Source organism: Gordonia aichiensis NBRC 108223 (assembly GCF_000332975.1).
In the GTDB taxonomy this organism is placed as follows: Bacteria; Actinomycetota; Actinomycetes; order Mycobacteriales; family Mycobacteriaceae; genus Gordonia; species Gordonia aichiensis.
In genome coordinates this window covers 318,061-334,472 of record NZ_BANR01000005.1, presented here as the reverse complement: position 1 = coordinate 334,472, position 16,412 = coordinate 318,061, and the positions used below count along the sequence as shown (strand labels likewise).

The window sequence follows — 16,412 nt, the reverse complement described above, 5'->3', positions numbered from 1 at the left end:
CGGCGTCGTGCCGGGTGTGATTCGGCGAACGACGGGGCCGACCTGTCGAACGGCGCCGGATCTGCGTCGCGCAAGATGGTCACATGCGCTCACTCCGGCTCGTCGAGAACACCGCCACTGCTCGCCGACTCTCGGCGTCGGTCGGCGGTGTCGCCGTACTCGTGGCAGTGTCGCTGGTGCTCTCAGGCTGCGGGTCGTCCAGCGACGACGGCGCCAAGAAGGAAACCGTGGCGCCTGCAAGTGCGAGTGTCTCCCCGGCCGGTCCCGCCGCGGCACCGGCCGGCACCGTCGTACCCACGCCTGCCGGGAGCACGTCGCTCGCGGCGTCGGGCGGATCCCTTGGCGTCCTCGGTGCCGACGGCACATCCGTGTTGACACTGTCGACCGATGCGCTCACCCGTGCGCCGAGCACCATCCGGACCCCCCGCCTCACCCGCCTGATCGGGTCGGGCGACGGTGAGTTCGTCGGCGCGGGGCCCGAGACGCTCGTACGCATCGGCGGCGACGGCGCAGTCACGTCGGCGAGTACCTCGATCTCGGAGCCGACCGCTCTGGCTCGTACCAAGGCCGGGAAGATCCTGGTCGGTACCGGCAATGGCCACCTCGTGGTCTTCGACGAGGCCTTCAAGCAACTCCGTGACATCGGTGGGTTCGTCGGCGTCGACGCCATCACGGTCTCGCCCGCAGGCGCCGATCTGCCCGGCGAGCAGGTCGTCGTCCTCGACAAAGCGCAGTCGTCGGTCACCCCGGTCGACATCTCCACCGGCGAGTTCGGTGCGGCGCTGCGTGCGGGTAACGGTGCGACGCAGGCCACGGTCGATCGTTACGGACGGATACTCGTGGCCAACACGCGCGACAACGAGATCATCGGATTCTTCGGGTCGCCGCTGGTGATGCGCTTCCGCTATCCCGTCCCCAACGGGCCGTACGCCGTAGACTACGACGACATCCACAATCTCCTGTGGGTCTCGACGACGGCGAACAACGAGGTGGTGGCGTATGACCTTGCCGGTGGTGAGCCCGTCGAAAAGCATCGCTTCGCCTCTGTTGCCCAACCCGACGCTCTCACCGTCGACGATGCGTCCGGCACCGTCTACGTCCTGTCGGCTCGCGATGGTGGCGTACAGGTCGTCGGTCCGCCGTACGCCCAAGGTGTTCCGGTGAGTAGCCCTTCCGCAGCGCCGCGCGAGGCGGGACGCTGATGTCGGGTCCGGGCCGTCACGGCATTCCCCGACATCACCGCACCAGCGCGCGTATCGGAGCGCGCTACCCGCGTGGCTGGGAGGTCACCTCGGAGGATGTCGAGACCATGTTGATCAAGCTTCCGCCCGACATCACCAGGGTCACCGCGTCGATGCGGTTGTCGCTCGAAGCGGAGTTCGGCGGGTGGGAACTGTCCCGGGTGAGGCTCTACACAGACGGCACCCGCAAGGTGCTGTTGCGACGGAAGAAGCCGCCACGGGGCCGAGGCGGCGAGGACTTCACCGGCGGGAGCGCCCAGGCATGCTGACCCGCATCAACCGGGCTGCCTATCCGCTCGCGCTGAAGGTGATGTTCCTGCTCTCGCCCGAGCGCATCCACTCGATCATCATGGCCTCGATTCGGGCCACCACGCGGCTCGGCGTCGCACGAACCCTCTTCGCGCGGATGTTCGCAGTCCCCGACCCGGTGTTGCGCCAGAACGTTTTCGGGGTCACCTTTCCGGGTCCGGTGGGGCTGGCGGCGGGCTTCGACAAGTCGGCGGCTGCCGCCGACGCCTGGGGACTGCTGGGTTTCGGTTACGCCGAGGTCGGCACCGTCACCGGCCAGGCGCAACCGGGTAATCCCCCACCTCGGTTGTTTCGGTTGCCCGCCGACCGTGCGCTCATCAACCGGATGGGGTTCAACAACCCGGGCGCCGCAGCGGCCGCTGACAACCTCATCGCAGCGCACGCGCGGGGTCTGGCGGTCCCGGTCGGGGCGAACATCGGAAAGACCAAGGTGGTCCCGCTCGACGGCGCCGTGGACGACTACCGCTTCTCGGCTCGTCTGCTGGGTCCGCATGCCGATTTCGTCGTCGTCAATGTGAGTTCCCCGAATACGCCGGGACTGCGTGACCTGCAGGCCGTCGACTCGCTGCGTCCCATCCTCGCCGCGGTGCTCGACGAGGTATCGGTCCCCGTCCTCGTCAAGATCGCCCCCGACCTCGCCGACGCCGATATCGACGCGGTCGCCGATCTGGCCGTCGATCTGGGGTTGGCGGGCATCGTCGCGACCAACACGACGATCTCGCGGGACGGTCTGCGAACCCCGGCCGACGAGGTGGCGGCGATGGGACCCGGTGGGCTCTCCGGAGCGCCGCTCGCCGACAGGTCCCTGGACGTCTTGCGTCGCTTACACTTTCGCGTCGGCGGCCGGCTGGCGCTGATCAGCGTCGGCGGCATCGAAACGACCGACCAGGCGTGGGAACGCATCTGCGCGGGCGCCGACCTTGTGCAGATCTACACCGGCTTCATCTACGGCGGGCCGGTCCGGCTGCGAGAGATCCACGAGGGACTCGCAGCCCGCGTGCGCGCCGCCGGATTCGCGAGCATCTCCGAGGCGGTCGGCAGCGCGACACGCGGTTGATCGTCGACTCAGACGTTCTCGGCGGGCTGCTCGTGGGTGCCGATGATGCGGGCGCGTCCGATCGCATGGGAGAACAGATTGAAGCCGAGGTACGCAGGCGTCGCGTTCTCGGGCAGTTCGAGCGACTCGACGTCGACGGCGTGCACCACGATCATGTAGCGGTGCGGTCCGTGCCCGGGCGGCGGAGCCGCTCCGACGAATCGCTTCAGCGAGGCGTCGTTGGCCAGGGTCACCGCCCCCGACGGGATGCCGCTGCCTGACTCGTCTCCCGCACCTTCGACGAGGCTGGTCACCGAAGCCGGGATGTCGGCGACCGCCCAGTGCCAGAAACCGGCAGCGGTCGGGGCGTCGGGATCATAGACCGTGACCGCAAAACTCTTTGTCTCCGAAGGAAATCCGGACCACGAGAGTTGCGGCGACGTATCCTCACCGCCTGCGCCCATGATTCCGCTCACCTGGGGGCTCGCCAACGGCGCACCGTCGGTGACATTCTCCGACGTCAGCGTGAACGTCGGCAGGCTCGGGAGGTCTGCGTAGGGATCGTACGAGGTCATCGAACACCTTTCTCTCGCGAGTGCGGCCGGATGGCCGAGCGTGCGTGGACTCGTTCGCGAGTCTAATCCGCTGCGCTGCCGCCGAGGTCGACCTCGCCCCGTCACGACGTCGGATCGAGCCAGGAGACACAGATCCATCTTCGCCTCTCGCGGTCGACCGGTGTGTAGTACCGTCAGTTGACCAAATGGTCAACTTTGGGCGTCACGGAGCGAGCCCACCCGACGACATCACTGGGAGCAGCACACATGGGCAAGCTGGAGCAGGTGGCAACCCCCTCGTCGACCCCGGCCACGGTGCCGCAACCGTGGTTGACTGATCCGGCCGGATACCACAGGGAGATCGACGCCGCGGTGCGCGATGCCGGGCTCGACGCCCCGGTACTCGCGCTGGATCTCGTGGCGCTCGAGCACAACATCGCCGACCTGCGTGCCCGCTCCGGCGGCGTCCCGATCCGGCTGGCCAGCAAGTCACTTCGGGTGCGGTCGATCATCGACGACGTGGTCGCCCGCGACGGCTTCGCGGGCGTACTCGCCTACGACGTCGCCGAAGCGCGCTGGTTGGCCACCGAGTCGAACATCTCCGACGTGCTTCTCGGGTATCCGACGGTGCGACGCTCCGCGCTCGCCGAGCTGCTCGCCGACGAGGTGGCGCTGACCCGGGTCACCCTTCTCGTCGACGACATCGCCCAGCTCGATCTCATCGATTCCGTCTGCTCCCCCGAACGCCGTCGCCCGGTCCGCGTCGCCATCGACCTCGACGCGTCGCTTCGGCTGCTGCGAGGTCGCATTCACCTCGGTGTACGACGCTCCCCCGTCCACGATCGTGCTGCGGCGTTGACCCTTGCGCGCGCGATCGTCGCGCGCAGGGGTTTCGCACTCGTCGGCGTGATGTCGTACGAGGCCCAGGTCGCGGGTGTTGCCGACGACGTCGACGGCACACCGCTGATGAACGCGGCGACCCGCGCGATGCAACGGGTGTCGATGATCGAGCTGCGGCGCCGCAGGGGTGCGATCATCTCGTCGCTGCGAGAACTCGCCGACATCGAGATCGTCAACGCAGGCGGGACCGGCTCCCTCGAGGAGACCGCACGCGACTCATCGGTCACCGATATCGCCGCGGGCAGTGGGCTTTTCGGCGGCCACCTGTTCGACGGCTATCGGCGCTTCCAGCCCGCTCCGGCGCTGACGTTCGGTCTCGACGTGACGCGCAGGCCTGCGCGGAGGATCATCACCTGCGCGGGCGGAGGGTGGATCGCGTCGGGACCGCCTGCACCCGACCGGCTGCCGCGGCCGGTGTGGCCCGCAGGACTGTCGTACATCGGCACCGAAGCGGCGGGCGAGGTGCAGACGCCCCTGACCGGCGACGCAGCGTCGAGTCTCGTTCCGGGCGATCGAGTCTGGTTCCGCCACACCAAGTCCGGCGAGGTGTGCGAGCGCGCGAGAACCGTCGCGCTGATCGGGCGCGAAGAGAACGGACGTGCTCGCGTCGTCGATCTTGTTCCGACATATCGAGGGGAAGGAAAGTGCTACCTGTGACAACACAGACGCGCACGCAGTGGCGCAATTGGAGCGGAAACCAGTCCGCCACAACAACTGTGGCGAGACCGGAGAGCGTCGACGCCATCGCGGAGCTCATCGCAGGCGCTGCCGGCGACGGCACCCGCGTGAAGCCCATCGGTTCCGGCCACAGCTTCACCGCGATCGGTGTGCCCGAAGGCATCCAGCTCGATATGTCTGCCCTGCGCGGGGTGGTCGCCGTCGACGGGCATCGGGTCACGTTGCGCGCGGGAACGCGGCTGCACGAGATCCCGGCACTGCTCGCTTCACACGGACTGGGGATGCGCAATCTCGGCGACATCGACCGCCAGACGATCACCGGAGCAACCTCGACGGGCACCCACGGCACGGGCCTGCGCTTCGGTGGGATCTCGACCCAGATTGTCGGTGCGACACTCGTCACAGGCACCGGCGACGTGGTCACGCTGACCGAGGACGACGACGAACTGCGCGCTGTGGCACTGGGTCTGGGGGCTCTCGGGGTCGTCGTCGACGTCACCATCGACTGCGTCGATGCGTTCAGTCTTCGCGCACACGACGAGCCGCTCGACGTCGACGATGCCATCGGCGGGTTCCTCGACCGCGTCGAATCCTTCGACCATCATGAGTTCTACTGGTTCCCCCACACCCGTCGCGCCTTGGCCAAGACGAACACCCGGCTTCCCGCAGACACGGCTCGTAGCGGCCCCGGCAAGGTACGCAGATACATCGACGACGAACTGATCAGCAACAAGGTCTACGGAGTCGTCTGCGAGGCGGGGCGCCGGGTGCCCGCCGTCGTTCCGGCACTCAATCGGGTTGCCAGCCGGGCACTCTCGGAGCGCACGTACACGGCACCATCGGCGGAGGTATTCGCGTCGATCCGTGATGTGCGCTTCCGCGAGATGGAGTACGCCGTCGAACTGCCGGCCGTCGCCGAGGTGCTCAACGAGATCGACAAGCTCATCACACGGAAGGGATACAGGGTCAGCTTCCCGGTAGAGGTACGTGCGGCGGCGGCCGATGATCTGATGCTGTCCACCGCGTCGGGCCGCACGACCGGTTACGTCGCGGTTCATCGCTACCATCGCGACGATCCCGCAGACATCTCGGCCTTCTTCGCCGACGTCGAGGAGATCATGGTGGCCCACCACGGCCGCCCGCACTGGGGCAAACTGCACACCCGCGACGCGGAGTACTTCCGCGGCGAGTACCCGCGGTTCGCCGACTTCCTCGCCATCCGGGACAAGTACGATCCCGAGCGGGTCTTCGGCAACGACTACCTGCGGCGCGTGCTCGGAGACTGAACCGACGCTCTGCTTCGCAGCTGAACAGTAGGTCGGGGGACCGCTCAGCTGTGATGCAGAAAGTGCTCGAACACACGGGTGCCGAACAGCACCGACTCCACGGGCACCCGTTCGTCGACGCCGTGGAAGAGCGCGGCGAAGTCGAGTTCGGGCGGCAGCTGCAGGGGCGCAAAGCCGAAGCATCGGATTCCCAGCTTGGCGAAGGCCTTGGCGTCGGTGCCGCCCGACATCATGTAGGGCACGGTCCGGCCGGCGTCGTCGTAGGCGAGGATGGCGTCGTTCATCGCGTCGACGAGATGTCCGTCGAAGGTCGTCTCGTAGGAGTCGAGGTGCGTGATCCACTCGCGACGCACGTTGGGGCCGATCAGGTCGTCGATCTCGGCCTCGAACGCCTTCTGGCGTCCCGGCAGTACGCGGCAGTCGACGACGGCCTCGGCCTTCTGCGGGATGACATTGGCCTTGTAGCCGGCCTTGAGCATGGTCGGGTTCGCCGTGTCACGCAGCGTCGCACCAAGGATCCGGGCGAGACTGCCCAGTTTGAACAGCGCGGTCTCGAGATCGGGCGTGTCCGGGCCCAGATCCCAGCCGGTCTCCTCTGACACGGCCTCGAGGAATTCGGCCACCGAATCGCTGATGACGAGCGGGAACGTGTGATTGCCGATGCGCGCGACCGCCGAGGCGATCTCGGTGACAGCGTTGTCCGAATGCAGAAACGACCCGTGGCCAGCGCTGGCCTCTGCTGTCAGCCGCATCCACGACAAGCCCTTCTCTGCCGTCTCCACCAGGTACAGGCGGCGCTGCGTGCCATCGGGACGATCAACGGTGAGCGAGTAACCACCGACCTCGCCGACGGCCTCGGTGATGCCATCGAACAGGTCCGGCCGGTGCTCGACGAGCCAGTGCGATCCCCACGTCCCGCCTGCCTCCTCGTCTGCCAGGAATGCGAAGACCAGTTCGCGCGGGGGTACGGTGCCGTCTCGTTTGAACTGTCGCGCCAGCGCGAGCGCCATGCCCGCCATGTCCTTCATGTCGACGGCGCCACGCCCCCAGATGTATCCGTCGGATATCGAACCCGAGAACGGATGGACGCTCCAGTCGGCCGGTTCGGCCGGCACCACGTCGAGGTGCGCGTGTACCAGCAGGGCTCCGCGGTCGGAGTCGGGCGGACCGGCGAGGCGTGCGAAGACGTTGCCCCGCCCGGGACGTCCGGACTCCACGTACTGGGTGGTGTAGCCCACCTCCTCGAGCATGCCCGCGACCCACTTGGCGCAGTCTTCCTCGCCTTTCGTCGTCTCGGGCTCGCCGGTGTTGGTGGTGTCGAAGCGAATCAGTGAGCTCACGATGTCGACGACTTCGTCGACGGCTTTGATGGTCGCGGCGGGGTTCTCGGGCTCCGAAGTCACCCCTCACTCCTACGGGATTTGGGATACGGGGGCAACCTCGGTTAGTGTTATCCGGCCCGGTGCGGAACGGAGAAATCCGCGAGTACCGAAGCACTGAGTCCGAGTGGCGGAATGGCAGACGCGCTAGCTTGAGGTGCTAGTGCCCTATTAACGGGCGTGGGGGTTCAAGTCCCCCCTCGGACACCGAAAGAGCCCGCCGGGAGAATGTCCCGGCGGGCTCTTGTCGTCTCTCCACGCATGTGTTGCCTACGTGCGAGGACGCGGGTCAGTTCGGTGAGGTGGTGATCAGCTGGCCGCGCGGGTACGGCAGTTCGATGCCGTTCTCGTCGTAGGCCCGCAGGATCTCCCGACGCAGGGTGCGCTGGACCTTCCACTGCGAGTTGGGTCGCGTCGTCACGGTCATGCGCAGGGTCAACTGGTCGGCACAGAGTTCCTGGACACCGAGCATCTCGGGTTCTCCGCTGACGTCGTCTGCGAGCGACTCCGATTCGACGGCCTCGTTCGCGGCGTCGAGTGCGACCTTCTGCGCCCTGTCGACGTCGGCGGTGAGTGCGACCGGCACCTCCACGCGGGCGACGGCGTACTCCTGGCTCATGTTGCCGACACGCGCGATCTCACCGTTGCGGACGTACCAGAGCGTGCCGTCGACGTCGCGAATCGTCGTGATCCGCAGTCCGACGGACTCGACCTCCCCGACGGCCTCCCCCAGGTCGACGACGTCGCCCACCCCGTACTGGTCCTCGAGGAGCATGAAGATCCCCGTGACGAAGTCACGGACCAGATTCTGCGCGCCGAACCCGATCGCGAGACCGATCACCCCGGCGGAGGCGATGAAGGGGGCGATGTTGACCCCGAGTACCGACAGAATGGCCAGCACGACCCAGGTGAGCAGAACGATGGACACGACCGATTTCAGTACCGACCCGATGGTGCGGGCGCGCTGCGCGCGTCGCTCGTTGATCACCGCCCTGCTGGCCCCCGACGGCGCACGGTCACGCAGGTGCCGTAGCAGCGGTGGGACCGACCCCTTGGGGCCCGGTTGCCGACGTGTGACGCGGTCGATCAGCCGGTTGCAGACGAACCGCACCACCAATGCGACGATCACGTATCCGACGATCCTGATCGGATTCTCGATCAGCCATTCTCGATTTGTCTCCGTCCATTCGAAAGCCGTTGTGTACGTTGCCATGAACCCGACCGTACGTATTCGACACGAATCCGCCAGAATTGTGACGTGACTCAGCGACTGTTCTTCGACTGCGACACCGGCATCGACGACTCCGTCGCACTGCTGTATCTCCTTGCGCGCACCGACGTCGACATCGTCGGCATCACGAGTACCGCAGGCAATGTTCCCGTCGATGTGGTGACCGCCAACAACCTGGCCTGGCTGTCGCTGTGCGGTCGCGGCGACATCCCGGTGCATCGAGGGCCGGACGGCCCGCTGATGGCAGCGCTGATGACCACCGAGGACACCCACGGACCACTCGGGGTCGGGTATGCAGAACTTCCCACACCCGACGTCGTCGTCGCCGACACCGATGGGCCGGACGCATGGCTCGACGCCGCCCACGCCTACGACGGTGAGCTGGTGGGACTCGTCACAGGGCCACTCACGTCACTGGCCACCGCGATCCGCCGGGACCCGACACTCCCGCGACGACTCCGCCGACTGGTGATCATGGGCGGCGCGTTCCATGCGCACGGCAACACCACGCCTGTTGCGGAATGGAATGTCGCCGTCGACCCCGAGGCGGCTGCCGAGGTCTTCGCGGCGTTCGGCGTCGACGGAGCGCCTGCGCCGATCGTGTGTCCGCTCGACCTGACCGAGACGGTCGCCCTACTCCCCGATCACCTCGTGCGGCTCGCAGCGGCCGCAGGTAGTAGTCCTGTCGAATATCTCGACCCGACGGACGAACCGGGCACCCGATCGGTCGCCGACAATCCGATCGTGCGCCACCTCGTCGACGCGATGCGCTTCTACCTGGAATTCCACCATGCCCACGACGAGGGTTACCTGGCCCACCTGCACGACCCGTTCGCCGCGATGGTCGCGCTCGATCCGTCGCTGGCCGAGACCGTCCCCGCCCAGGTCGGCGTCGAACTCATCGGTGCACTCACCCGCGGGATGACCGTGTCCGACGAACGCGGCATGTGGGGTGGACCGCCGAATGCCCGCATCGCCACCGCCACCGACGTCGACGCCGTGTTCGATCACCTCATCGAGACGATCGCGTCGTTTGCCCGGCAGATGGGCGGAGCGAGCGAGACGTCGAGTTCGAGGTAGTACCGGCGCCTACTCCGGTTGCCGAGGCCCGGTGGGGCATGTGCCAGTCGTGCCGTCCGACGCTACGAGTCGTCGTCCTCGACGTGATGGTCGAGGTTGACCGTTCCTGTGCGCCAGTAGCCGTCCACCTTGACGGAGCCCTTGGACCGACCGAGTTCGCGTCGTAGGTGACGGCGGATCGGCTTGAGCGACAACGCCTCACCGGCGAACCAGCTGTAGAAGTCGCCCTCGGGGAGATCCAGCTGCTGCAGAGCACGCAAGAGGTTGGTTCCCCGGCCGGACTGGTCGGCGCCACGGTGGACGAAGTGGACGCGGGCATTCGGACGTTCGGGAAGCTCGATCTCGGTGTCCGGTCCCGTGACTTCGGCGAATGCGATCACCGGCTTGTCGGCGGGCAGCTCCTCGAGCCAGCGCGCAAGTGCCGGTAGCGCGGTGTCGTCGGCGCCGAGCAGGTACCAGTCATAACCTGTCGGATAGATGTGCGAACCGCGCGGGCCGAGCATGCCGAGCCGATCGCCCGCGACCGCCTGTCCGGCCCACTTCCCCGCGACGCCGTGATCATGCAGGACGAAGTCGATGTCGAGCACGCCGCGATCGCGGTCGAAGGCGCGGATCGTGTAGTCGCGATAGATGGGGAATCTTCCCTCGGTCGGCAACCGCATGCCGTCGGCGCCGACACCGGGCATGACGATCTCGCCGGTCTCCGGGTCGGGAAAGAACAGCTTGATGTGGTCGTCGGGTGCCATGTGCACGACGATGAAGCTCTCCGGCGCACTGATCGCGAAGCGCACCCGACGCATGTCCGGACTCAGATCGATTGTCTCGATCACCTCGACCGTCCGGGGCAGCAGGTCGTACATGGTCAACGTGATCTCGGTCGGGTGGGGTGTGGTGTCCTGCCCACCGACGGTCTGTGACCCGGTCACAATTCTCACCTCTCCAAAACTTAGGCGCCGGCAGCGCTCTGGCCAGCTGGTACGGCCGTCTTTATCGGTTCGGGCAGCCCCCGGTCAGTGATAGCGTCGAGGATCTCCCCCGATCGGATGGCCACGTTCGACAGTAGCGTCGACGTGAGTCCGTGTGTGTGTTCGGAGTTTCCTTGTACGAAGATCTGCCCGGTGATCTCCGGTGACGTCTGCAGACGGTACGCGCGGTCGAGTACGGGTCGACCGTGCTGGTCGGCCGCGCAGTACGCGGCGAGATCACCGAGCATGTCCGAGACCGGCGTCGGCTCGAATCCCGTTGCGAACACCACGGCATCGCACTCGAGGTCGAGTTCTTCGCCGGTCGTGCGATGTGCGATCCGCAACCGTGCGCCGTCGGCGGTCTCGTCGAGATCGGTGACCTCGGTGGCGCCGTGCACGAACAGGCGGCGGCGCCCCGATACGCGTTCGCTGTACTCGCGCCCGTAGAGATCGGTGATCAGGACCGGATCCACGGCCGAGTAATTGGTGCTGCGGTGGTACTGCAGGAGTCGGTCGCGCCAGGCGGGCTCGGCCGAGAAGTACTCGTCGACGGCGTCGGAGTCGAAGATGCGGTTCGCATAGGGACTGTCGTCGGCAGGGGTGTAGCCGTACTTGGAGAACACGGCATGCACCTCGGCGTCCGTCGTCTCGTGTAGGTGGGCCGCGACCTCCGCGGCGCTCTGGCCCGCGCCGATCACCGCGAATCTGCGATGCGTCAGCGGCGGCAACTGCGCGAGGTTCGGCAGTACGTGATGGTTGTGGAACACGCGTCGGCCGGCGACGACGCCCGCGGGCAGTTTGGCCCGAAGCCCTCCGCCGAGCACCAGGTTGCGTGCGCGGACCCGCTCGCCCGATGCGGAGGTGATGTCGAACGCGCCGTCCATGAACGTCACCGAGGTGATCTCGCAGCCGTAGTCGACCGGGATCGACAGACGGTCGGCCGCCCAGCGCAGGTAGTCGTGGAATTCGACGCGCAGCGGGAAGAAGTCCTGCCGATTGATGAAGTGACCGAGTCGGTCATGCTCGGCGAGGTAATTCAGAAACGAATACGAACTCGATGTGTTCCGTTGCGTCACCAGGTCTTTGAGAAAAGACACCTGCATGGTCGCGCCGGGAAGCAGCATTCCGGGGTGCCATCCGAACCGGGGCTTCTTCTCGAAGAACCGGGCGGTGATGCCGCGCTCACGGGTCGTGCTCGAGGTGTTGTGTTCCTCGACCGCGATGGCCAGGGCCAGGTTCGAGGGTCCGAATCCGATGCCAGCGATATCGAGTTCGGAGTTCCGCTCACTACACACGCGCCACTCCCTAGATCGTCCTGATGTCCGTGGGCCACCGCCGCACGTAATGCTAGGTAAGTCTAACCTAATCATTAGTTCGCCATCACGTGCCCCCTACGGCGCACATCGCACGTCGAATCCGTTTCGAATGAGGAGGACGACCGACATCATGACTCTTTCGAGTTCGACAGAACAGTCGGACGATTCTGCCCGTCATGCCGTGCGTGCTGAGCAATTCTCCGGCCCTGCCGAGCATTTCGCGTTCGCCGGCTCGGATCACCTGTGCTCTGCACGCGGCGGGTTGCCGTCTTTCGACGATCCTCGTCTCGCCGCCGAGTCGCTCGCGCGCGGCGACCACGCGGCCATCGTCGGAGCGCTTGCATTCGACTCACGCACACCGAGCGCACTGACCGCTCCCGCGCACGTGTGCTTCGAGCCGCGGCCCACCACCTGGACAGCCACACAGGGGGCCGTGAGCGCGAACATCGTCGCAGCGGAACCGCGGCCCACCGAGCACCGCGAGCGCGTCGACGCGGCGGTGGCGGTACTCGCTGATCCGGCGAGTCCACTCGCCAAGGTGGTGTTGGCGCGAAAACTGTTGTTACACAGCGCAGACCTATCTCCCGAGCTGTTGTGTGCAGCCCTCGCCACGCAAAACCCCGAATCCGGCATCTTTCGCACGAGCCTCGCTCCCGCAGGCGCGGCCTACCACGGCCGGTATCTCGTAGGTGCGAGCCCCGAGGTTCTCGTCCGCAGGCGTGGCACACGGGTCAGCGCGCACCCCCTTGCCGGTTCGGCGGCTCGCCATCGCGATCCGACCGTCGACACCGAGCGAGCGAGAACATTGAGTTCCTCCGCCAAAGATCTCGGCGAGCACAGCTTCGTCATCGAAGCCCTGCGGAGTGCACTTACGCCATTGTGCAGCCACCTCGATGTTCCCGAGGCACCATCGATCGTGCGTACGTCGACGATGTGGCACCTCGGGACCCCCATCGTCGGTGAACTTGCCGACGCCTCGACCACCGCCCTGGATCTCGCGATCGCCGTCCACCCCACGCCTGCCGTGTGCGGAACACCCACCGACACCGCACGCGAATACATCCGCGCGACGGAGGGCGACCGCGGCTTCTACGGCGGAGCCGTCGGGTGGTGTCTCGGAGAGCTCGCGCCCGGTACCCGCCCCGGCGAGTACCGCGGAGCGGACGGCGCGACCGTGTCGGATCGGCGGGACATGGCCGGGACGCTGAGCTCAGGAGACGGCGAGTGGCTGGTCGCCATCCGCTGTGCCGAGATCGATTCGCGCACCGGCGACGTGACGACCTGGGCCGGGGGCGGCATCGTCGCCGAGTCGGATCCCGACGCCGAGGTCACCGAGACGACGGCCAAGCTACGTACCGTGCTGCGGGCGCTCGGCGCCGACGAGGACTGACCCACCGGCACCCGGACGCCATCGGCGCGCGGCCGCCGCGACCATCGGTCCCGCCATCACCGACGTGAGTACCGCCATGACGACGACGATCATGTAGGTCTCCTCGCTGAAGATGCCGAGACCCAATGCGGTTGTCGCGATGATGATCTCGACCACACCGCGTGCATTGAGTCCACTAGCGATGGCCACCGACTCCCATCGGGGCCTGCGGGCAAGCCGTGCACCGAGGTAGCCGCCGACCAGCTTCGCGACGACAGCCGCGGTGATGACGCCGATGGCGATTCCCGCCACCGCGGGGGATGCGAGAGCACGCAGATCGACGTGCAGCCCTGCCGAGGCGAGAAAGACCGGCGCCAGAACCGTCGCGGTGACCATCCGGAGCGGCGCAACGACCCGCTCCGGGCGCCGACCACACGCGATGCCTGCCAGTACGGCACCGAGAACGGCATCGAGGTGCATGGCGTCGGTCGCTGCGGCACCTGCGATCATCGCGATCACCATCACTGCTGCCGATTGCGTGTCGTGGCCCGCGGTCTCGAATCGGGTCATCAGGTGTCCGAGGATCGGCCGTGCGATCAACGCCACCCCCACCGACCCCGCCACGGCGACAAGCGTCAGAGGCAGGTGCCAGCCACGAAGGCCGACCGTCGCCAGTGCCGACACCGCCGCGAGTGCCACCCAGGCCGCGAGGTCGGTCACGGTCCCCACCGACAGGACGAGCCGACCGAGCGTCGTGCGAAGCAGACTCAGCTCGCCGAGAATGCTCGCGATGACAGGGATCGCGCTGACCGACATCGCGAGGCCGAGCAGGACCGCGAATTGTGCTGTGTGCGCGCCATCTCCAAGAAACCGGGATGGCAGGACGAATCCGATACCGATGCCGACCGCGAGTGGGATCACGAACGCGACGATGCCCACCGTGCCGATCGTGCCTGCGTAGGTGCGCAGGAACCGGGCGTCGAGTTCTGTCGCGGCGAGGCCGACGAGCAGGACGACGGCGAGGGTACCGACCGCGGATATCGCCACGTTCGGCGTGCCCTCGGCATCGACGACCATTCCGGTCACGTGTGGGGCGATCAGGCCGAGCACCGAGGGTCCGAGCAGGACACCCGCAACCAATTCGCCTGCCATCGATGGGAATCCGAGTCGACGCGCGATCGCGCCGCACACGACCGCCGTGCCGAGGACCACTGCCAGTGCCGTCAGCATGGCGCGGCCTGGCCGGTCAGACGGGAGCCGAAGCCGGTTCGGCCCAGCTCAGGCCGTCTGCCGACGGGACCAGACCGCCGTCGAGCAACGGCGGCTCGCTCCCGTCGGTGCCGATCGCTGCGCGCGCCTGTAGCGCGTTCATCTCCTCCATGACCTCACGTACGACGGGAGTGCCGAAGAGGTGGCCCATCCGCTGGCCCGAGTCGGTGTCCATGCCACCGGTTCGCTCGGCTGCCGCGGTGAGAGCAGCAGTCGATGCAGAGAACCGCTCGACGATCTGATCCGGGTCGGTCAGGGCTTGTTCACCAGAGTAGGCACCCGCGACGAGTGAGACGAACGCGGTCATGTCGTTGCGATCGAAGTTCGTCACCTTGCGCGCCTTCCAGAAGTACGAGTCCTCCGACTGCTCCATGTCGTAGAAGGCCGACAGGAATTCGTAGAACACGGCGTATTCGCGGCGGTAGCGGCCTTCGAATTCTGTGAACGCACGTTCCTCGGTCAGCGCACCTGCCAGGACGCTGTTGATCGACCGTGCAGCCAGTACACCGGAATACGTCGCGAGATGAACTCCGGTGGAGAACACGGGATCGATGAAGCATGCCGCATCACCGACGAGGACCATGCCGTTGCCCCAGAAGCGTGTGTTGGCATACGAGTAGTCCTTGCGAATACGGATCTGGCCGTAGGTGCCCTCGGTGACCCGTGTGGCGTCGGCGAGCATGTCCTTCACGATCTCGCATCGATCGACATAGTGCAGCAGGGTCTCTTCTTGCGCGTTGAGCGCATGCTCTGCCTTCTCGCGCGAGATGACTGCACCAACACTGGTGAGGGTGTCCGACAACGGGATATACCACATCCAGCCCTCGTCGAATGCCGCGCACAGGATGTTGCCGCTGTCCGGCGCGGGGAATCGCTTCCCGTTCTCGAAGTACCCGAACACCGCGACATTCTGGAAGAAGTCGGAGTAGATCCGTTCTGAGCCTGCGTACTTCGACAATCGTGTGGTGTTGCCCGAGGCGTCGACGACGAATCTTGCGTTGATCTGATGCTCGACCCGGTCGGAGTCGACGTACCGAATGCCGGTGACCCGTCCGGAATGGTCGGTAACCGTTGTGGTCACCCGGCTGCGCTGGCGCACATCGACACCCTGATCGGCAGCGTTCTCGAGCAGGATCTGGTCGAACTTCATGCGCTCGACCTGGTACGCGTAGGACCCCTCCCCTGCGAATTCCGGTGAGATGGCGAAGAGGAAGTTCCACGGCACGGGATTTTTCCCCCAGCGGAAGCTGCCGCCGCGTTTGTGCATGAAGCCTGCGTTCTTGATCTCCTCGTCGACGCCGAGCAACCGACAGACGCCGTGAATCGTTGACGGAAGCAGGGATTCGCCGATCTGATACCTCGGGAACGACTCCTTCTCCAGTTGCACGACGCGGTGCCCGCTGCGGGCCAGCAGTGTGGCGACCGTCGAACCTCCCGGCCCGCCTCCGACAACGACGACGTCGGCGGTCTCTGTGGCGGGTTGCGCTGTGCGGCTCACCGCTGTCCTCCCCCGTGCTCGACGGATGCGCTCTCAGTAGTGAGTTCCCGAATCCACGAACCCACGACGGGGTCAGCGGCCATGCTCACCAGATCCGCCTGGTGTGCGCCTGCTGCACGCCAGCGCTCGATCAGTGACATCAGTCGCACCGAGTCGAGACCGACGTCGAGAACGTTTGTGTCATCGGTTATTTCGTGCTCGGCCACGCCGAGGATGCCCGCGATGTCGGCGATGATCCGTTCTCGGGTGAGTACCGTGTTCGTTGTGGCCATGCCGTCCTCTCTCGTGACCTGCAGTGATG

The 16,412-nt window shown here is 66.5% G+C and carries 15 protein-coding genes and 1 tRNA gene; 8 read left to right on the top strand and 8 right to left on the bottom strand.

Translation table 11 applies throughout. From position 1 onward, the window contains the following. Positions 1 to 83: 83 nt before the first annotated feature. The 3 genes from GOACH_RS08710 to GOACH_RS08700 are packed head-to-tail and all read left to right on the top strand — an operon-like array spanning position 84 to position 2,607. Positions 84 to 1,202: a YncE family protein gene (locus tag GOACH_RS08710; protein ID WP_005173544.1), complete on the top strand. Its 1,119-nt coding sequence runs from the start codon at positions 84 to 86 to the stop codon at positions 1,200 to 1,202. Next, positions 1,202 to 1,510 (top strand): DUF5703 family protein, encoded by a 309-nt coding sequence (locus tag GOACH_RS08705; protein ID WP_005173541.1) that lies wholly within the window; start codon positions 1,202 to 1,204, stop codon positions 1,508 to 1,510. Before GOACH_RS08710 ends, GOACH_RS08705 begins: the two co-directional genes overlap by 1 nt. Beyond that, the gene (locus GOACH_RS08700; protein WP_005173538.1) at positions 1,504 to 2,607 is read left to right on the top strand and encodes a quinone-dependent dihydroorotate dehydrogenase; all 1,104 of its coding nucleotides are present in this window, start codon (positions 1,504 to 1,506) and stop codon (positions 2,605 to 2,607) included. The genes GOACH_RS08705 and GOACH_RS08700 overlap by 7 nt, the downstream gene beginning before the upstream one ends. Positions 2,608 to 2,615: 8 nt before the next feature. Here GOACH_RS08700 and GOACH_RS08695 read toward each other — a convergent pair whose 3' ends face one another. Continuing rightward, positions 2,616 to 3,161 (bottom strand): YbhB/YbcL family Raf kinase inhibitor-like protein, encoded by a 546-nt coding sequence (locus GOACH_RS08695; protein WP_005173535.1) that lies wholly within the window; start codon positions 3,159 to 3,161, stop codon positions 2,616 to 2,618. A gap of 246 nt (positions 3,162 to 3,407) precedes the next feature. Here GOACH_RS08695 and GOACH_RS08690 point away from each other — a divergent pair, with 246 nt between their 5' ends. Then, positions 3,408 to 4,697, top strand: a complete 1,290-nt coding sequence (locus tag GOACH_RS08690) for an alanine racemase (RefSeq protein WP_005173532.1) — start codon at positions 3,408 to 3,410, stop codon at positions 4,695 to 4,697. Further along, positions 4,694 to 6,004 (top strand): D-arabinono-1,4-lactone oxidase, encoded by a 1,311-nt coding sequence (locus tag GOACH_RS08685; protein WP_005173530.1) that lies wholly within the window; start codon positions 4,694 to 4,696, stop codon positions 6,002 to 6,004. The genes GOACH_RS08690 and GOACH_RS08685 overlap by 4 nt, the downstream gene beginning before the upstream one ends. 44 nt (positions 6,005 to 6,048) lie before the next feature. On the opposite strand, the gene GOACH_RS08680 is transcribed toward GOACH_RS08685, so the two are convergent. Next, positions 6,049 to 7,407: a M20/M25/M40 family metallo-hydrolase gene (locus GOACH_RS08680; protein ID WP_005173527.1), complete on the bottom strand. Its 1,359-nt coding sequence runs from the start codon at positions 7,405 to 7,407 to the stop codon at positions 6,049 to 6,051. 97 nt (positions 7,408 to 7,504) lie between these two features. Here GOACH_RS08680 and GOACH_RS08675 point away from each other — a divergent pair. Then, positions 7,505 to 7,590: transfer RNA gene (locus GOACH_RS08675), tRNA-Leu, on the top strand. Positions 7,591 to 7,672: 82 nt separating this feature from the next. Here the strand turns inward: GOACH_RS08675 and GOACH_RS08670 are convergent. Beyond that, positions 7,673 to 8,596, bottom strand: a complete 924-nt coding sequence (locus GOACH_RS08670) for a mechanosensitive ion channel family protein (RefSeq protein WP_052003943.1) — start codon at positions 8,594 to 8,596, stop codon at positions 7,673 to 7,675. Between the two features lie 45 nt (positions 8,597 to 8,641). Between GOACH_RS08670 and GOACH_RS08665 the strand changes: the two genes are divergently transcribed. Beyond that, positions 8,642 to 9,694, top strand: a complete 1,053-nt coding sequence (locus GOACH_RS08665) for a nucleoside hydrolase (RefSeq protein WP_005173523.1) — start codon at positions 8,642 to 8,644, stop codon at positions 9,692 to 9,694. A gap of 62 nt (positions 9,695 to 9,756) precedes the next feature. On the opposite strand, the gene GOACH_RS08660 is transcribed toward GOACH_RS08665, so the two are convergent. Then, positions 9,757 to 10,620 (bottom strand): siderophore-interacting protein, encoded by an 864-nt coding sequence (locus GOACH_RS08660; protein ID WP_005173521.1) that lies wholly within the window; start codon positions 10,618 to 10,620, stop codon positions 9,757 to 9,759. A 20-nt stretch (positions 10,621 to 10,640) separates the two neighbouring features. After that, the gene (locus GOACH_RS08655; RefSeq protein WP_005173518.1) at positions 10,641 to 11,954 is read right to left on the bottom strand and encodes a lysine N(6)-hydroxylase/L-ornithine N(5)-oxygenase family protein; all 1,314 of its coding nucleotides are present in this window, start codon (positions 11,952 to 11,954) and stop codon (positions 10,641 to 10,643) included. A 151-nt stretch (positions 11,955 to 12,105) separates the two neighbouring features. On the opposite strand from GOACH_RS08655, the gene GOACH_RS08650 reads away from it, so the two are divergent. Continuing rightward, positions 12,106 to 13,365 (top strand): isochorismate synthase, encoded by a 1,260-nt coding sequence (locus tag GOACH_RS08650; RefSeq protein WP_005173517.1) that lies wholly within the window; start codon positions 12,106 to 12,108, stop codon positions 13,363 to 13,365. Here the strand turns inward: GOACH_RS08650 and GOACH_RS08645 are convergent. From GOACH_RS08645 to GOACH_RS08635, 3 genes are read right to left on the bottom strand one after another with little or no spacing between them, the layout of a single operon-like run. Beyond that, entirely contained in the window at positions 13,324 to 14,574 is a 1,251-nt protein-coding gene (locus GOACH_RS08645) for a cation:proton antiporter (protein ID WP_005173514.1), read from the bottom strand. The two genes, GOACH_RS08650 and GOACH_RS08645, sit on opposite strands and share 42 nt — an antisense overlap. A gap of 16 nt (positions 14,575 to 14,590) precedes the next feature. Beyond that, positions 14,591 to 16,111, bottom strand: coding sequence for a tryptophan 7-halogenase (locus tag GOACH_RS08640; RefSeq protein ID WP_005173512.1), 1,521 nt, complete (start codon positions 16,109 to 16,111; stop codon positions 14,591 to 14,593). Further along, positions 16,108 to 16,383 carry a phosphopantetheine-binding protein gene (locus GOACH_RS08635; RefSeq protein WP_005173510.1) on the bottom strand — a complete coding sequence of 92 codons (276 nt, stop codon included), beginning with the start codon at positions 16,381 to 16,383 and terminating at the stop codon, positions 16,108 to 16,110. Before GOACH_RS08635 ends, GOACH_RS08640 begins: the two co-directional genes overlap by 4 nt. Positions 16,384 to 16,412 lie beyond the last annotated feature (29 nt).